This is a genomic window from Candidatus Methylomirabilota bacterium (assembly GCA_035936835.1).
Lineage (GTDB): Bacteria > Methylomirabilota > Methylomirabilia > Rokubacteriales > CSP1-6 > AR37.
In genome coordinates this window covers 1-3,822 of the sequence record DASYVT010000055.1, presented here as the reverse complement: position 1 = coordinate 3,822, position 3,822 = coordinate 1, and the positions used below count along the sequence as shown (strand labels likewise).

3 protein-coding genes are annotated in these 3,822 nt (G+C 66.5%); all 3 read right to left on the bottom strand.

Annotated elements, in window-relative coordinates; genetic code table 11:
- Positions 1–1,648 (bottom strand): hydantoinase B/oxoprolinase family protein (locus tag VGV06_04510; GenBank protein ID HEV2054421.1); only part of this gene is annotated, 1,648 nt, incomplete at its 3' end.
- 361 nt (positions 1,649–2,009) lie between these two features.
- Entirely contained in the window at positions 2,010–2,228 is a 219-nt protein-coding gene (locus VGV06_04505; protein HEV2054420.1) for an addiction module protein, read from the bottom strand.
- A 90-nt stretch (positions 2,229–2,318) separates the two neighbouring features.
- On the bottom strand, positions 2,319–3,822 hold a 1,504-nt coding region (locus tag VGV06_04500; GenBank protein HEV2054419.1), incomplete at its 5' end, for an ABC transporter substrate-binding protein.

Sequence of the window (3,822 nt, the reverse complement as noted above, 5' to 3'; positions counted from 1 at the left end):
AGCCGGCCTTCCGCGTCACGAAGCCGTTCTCGAGGTCGGAGGCGCGGGCCGCCGGCTCGCGGCGCGACGGCTTGCCCCAGCCGCCGCCGCCCGCGGAGACGATGTCGAACACGGCGCCGGGGGGAATGGGGATGCCGACTTCCTTGGTCTTGAGGACGCGCCGCTTGCCGCGGGCCAGCAAGACGTAGCGGTGGGGCCGGCCGTCTTTGCCGCCGAGGATGCCGTAGGAGGGATGGCGCACGCCGTCGCCGGCCGTGTTGCCCTTGGCGACCTCTGTCGTCTCCATCTTCAACGTTAGAACGGATCCCACGCCTCCGCGGAACTGTCCGTCGCCGAAGGAGTCGGGACGGAATTCGTGGCGCTCGAAGAACAGCGGGAAGCGCGCCTCGGCCACCTCCACGCTGCCGAACTTGATGCCGCCTGCCGCCTGGCCTTCGCCGGCGGTCTCCCACCCGTCACCGGCGGAGGAGGCCCCGCCGCCGCCGCGCGCGTGAAAGAGGTGCCAGATGAAGGGGCGCTGGGTGCGCGGGTTTTTCCCCGAGATCGCGATCCGGAAGCGACGCGACCAGCCGGCCAGGGCGCGATCGGGGCAGGCGCCGGCCAGCGCCTTGATGACGGCCTCGGCGATCTCCTGCGCGCAGTGGTTGGTGGCGAGCGTCACCGGCGCCGGCGGATAGGGCCACACGATGGTGCCCTGCTTCGCCTTGATCTCGACCGGACGGAAGGTGCCCTCGTTTTTCGGGATGCGCGGGTCGAGGAGGTAGGCGAGCGCCATGTGCACCGCCGAGATCGTGTTCGGGTACGAGGAGTTGACGAAGCCGATCACCTGCGGGTCGCATTGCCTGAGATCCACGATCAGCGAGTCGCCCTTCTTCGTCACGGTGGCGCGGAGCTTGATGTCCTCGATGCCGTGTCCGTCGTCGTCGAGGATGGAGAGCCCGCGGTAGACGCCGTCCTTCCATCCCCGGATGCACGCGCGGCTCTGGCGCTCGGCGCTGTCCAGGACCTCTCCCACCGCCGTGGTCGCGGTCTCGATGCCGTAGTCATCGACCAGCTTGAGGAGGCGGCGCTCACCCACGCGCGCCGAGCCCAGCATGGCGCGAAGGTCTCCCAGGAAGTCCTGGGGGTGGCGGACGTTGGTCGCCACCATCTGCATCACATCGTCGCGCAGCTCTCCCGCGTCGTAGAGCTTGAGCGGCGGGATGCGGATGCCTTCCTGCCAGATCTCGGTTGCTCCGGGGTTGTAGGCGCCGTGGGTGGCGCCGCCGATGTCGCTCTGGTGCGCCCGGTTGATGGACCAGAAGGCGAGGCGCTCGCCGACGAAGACCGGCAGCAGCACGGTCAAGTCCGGCAGGTGATTGCCGCCGTGGTACGGGTCGTTAAGTAGGTAGACGTCGGAGGGGCGTATGCGCCCCGTGAAGTACTCGGCGACCGCCTTGACGGCCCACGGCAGCGCGCCCACGTGGATCGGCACGTGCTCGGCCTGCGCCGCCAGGCGCCCTTCGCCGTCGAAGACCGCCGTGGAGAAATCCCGGCTCGAGTTGAGGATCTGCGAGTACGCAGTGCGGAGCATGGCCTCCCCCATCTCCTGGACGATGGACTCGAGGCGGTGCTGGATGACCGAAACGGTGATGCGATCAGGCGTCATGGAGCCTCCGGAAGTCGCGAGGTGCCGGGCCACTATACTACCGCTGCAACCTGGAGTTAGACGTCCCCGCGAAGCCGAGCACGGACCTCGCGGGGATCACGCTTTCCGTGAACACATGCCAGGACAACTACGAAGTTTTCAAACGATCGGTACCAGAGGACGTAGGGGAATCGTCGGAGAAGAACGCGGCGGGCTCCGCGGTAGCGTTCCGGTTAGCCGAGCGGGTTATCCGCGATGCGCGCGATTGCGTCGCCGACCGCTTCCCGAAACTCACCACCAAGGCCCTGACGCTGACTGTCATACCAGTCCTCGATCGCTGCTACGTCGAGCTCGGCTGCTCGACGGAGGAAGACGGGGAGCGTCAACGACGCCGCTGTTCGAGACGGGCTCTAACTTCCGACCAGGGACTCTGATCCCCAGGATTCGCCTCGAGATCGGCCAGCCGAGCATCAAGAAGGGCACGCTCCTCGGGTGTGACAGGGATGTCCTCCTCGGAGAGCGTCTCCCACAGCGCCTCAATCAGGCGAAGCCGATCGTCGGGGCTTAGCTTTAGGGCCTCCGCCAGCAGGTGCGCGTTCATGGCGTCAGTATACCCCTACCGTCGGATGGTCACGTCCGGCGTCTAACGCTCATTAGGGTTCGCGCTGTGTGCGCCATCGGATGTGGGCCATCACTCGACGACATGGTCCGCCCGCCCCAGCAGCGACGGCGGGATCGTCAGGCCGAGGGCCTTGGCGGCCTTGAGGTTGATGACCAGCTCGAACTTGGTCGGCTGCTCGACGGGGAGGTCGGCGGGCTTCGTACCCTTGAGAATCCTGTCCACGTAGGTAGCGGCGCGCCGAAACAAATCAGGAAGGTTCGGTCCATAGGACATAAGGCCCCCGGCATCCACACCCTCCCTCCATGGGTACACTGCCGGCAGCCGGTTCTTTGCCGCCAGGTCCACGAGGCGTCTTCGCTCATTGACGAACATGGTGCTTGTCAACACAGTCAGAGCGCCCGCGCGCGCCCTGGTCATGTCCGAGAAGGCCCTGTCGAAATCGGCGGGACCTCGCGCCTCAACGAATTGAAGCCGCACCCCCAGCGCCCGTGCCGCGACTTCTACTCCCTTCAGCATGTCCTTTTCCGTGCGTTCGCCGAAGGCACCTGGCTGCCAGAGGACAGCGACCCGGGTGACCCCCGGAACGGCCTGCTTGAGCTGTTCCAGACACTTGCCGACTAGCTCCGAGGTTTGCTGGGACAACCCCGTGACATTGCCGCCCGGCCGCGCGAGGCTGGTGACGAGCCCGCTCGCAACCGGATCGGCAGCAGCAGCGAAGACAATGGGGAGGGTCCTGGTCGCTTGCTTGGCGGCGAGGGCTTGGGGTGTGCCTCCGGCCACGATGACATCAACCTTGAGCGCAACCAATTCGGCCGCGAGAGCGGGGAGCCGCTCGAGCTTCCCCTCGGCATCTCGGTATTCGATCACGACGTTGCGGCCCTCGACGTAACCGAGGTCACGCAGTCCTTGACGGAAGGCCTCGTTCAGGTGGGGGCTAGCGGACACGTTACCCGCCAGGTAGCCTATTCGAGCGACCTTGGCCGCCTGCTGGGCCTCGGCCGCAACCGGCGCGACGAGGAGCACCGCACCCGTGCCAGTGAGGAACCTGCGACGGTCGATGACCTCGTCCGCCCGCCCCAGCACCGACTGCGGGATTGTCAGGCCGAGGGCCTTGGCCGCCTTGAGGTTGATGACCAGCTCGAACTTCGTCGGCTGCTCGACGGGCAGGTCGGCGGGCTTCGCCCCCTTGAGAATCTTGTCCACGTAGGTGGCGGCGCGGCGAAACATATCAGCAAAGTTCGGTCCGTAGGCCATAAGGCCCCCGGCATCGACATAGTCCCTCGATGCGTACACTGCCGGCAGCCGGTTCTTTGCCGCCAGGTCCACGAGGTGTCTTCGCTCATTGAAGAACATGGGGCTTGGCAACACAGTCAGAGCACCCGCGCGCGCCCTGGTCATGTCCGAGAAGGCCCTGTCGAAATCGGCGGGCCCTCGCGCCTCAACGAATTGAACCCGCACCCCCAGCGCCCGCCCCGCGGCTTCTGCTCGTTTCAGCGTGTCCTTTTCCGTGTTGGGGGAATCACCTGGATTCCAGAGGACAGCGACCCGACTGACTCCCGGGACGGCCTGGGGA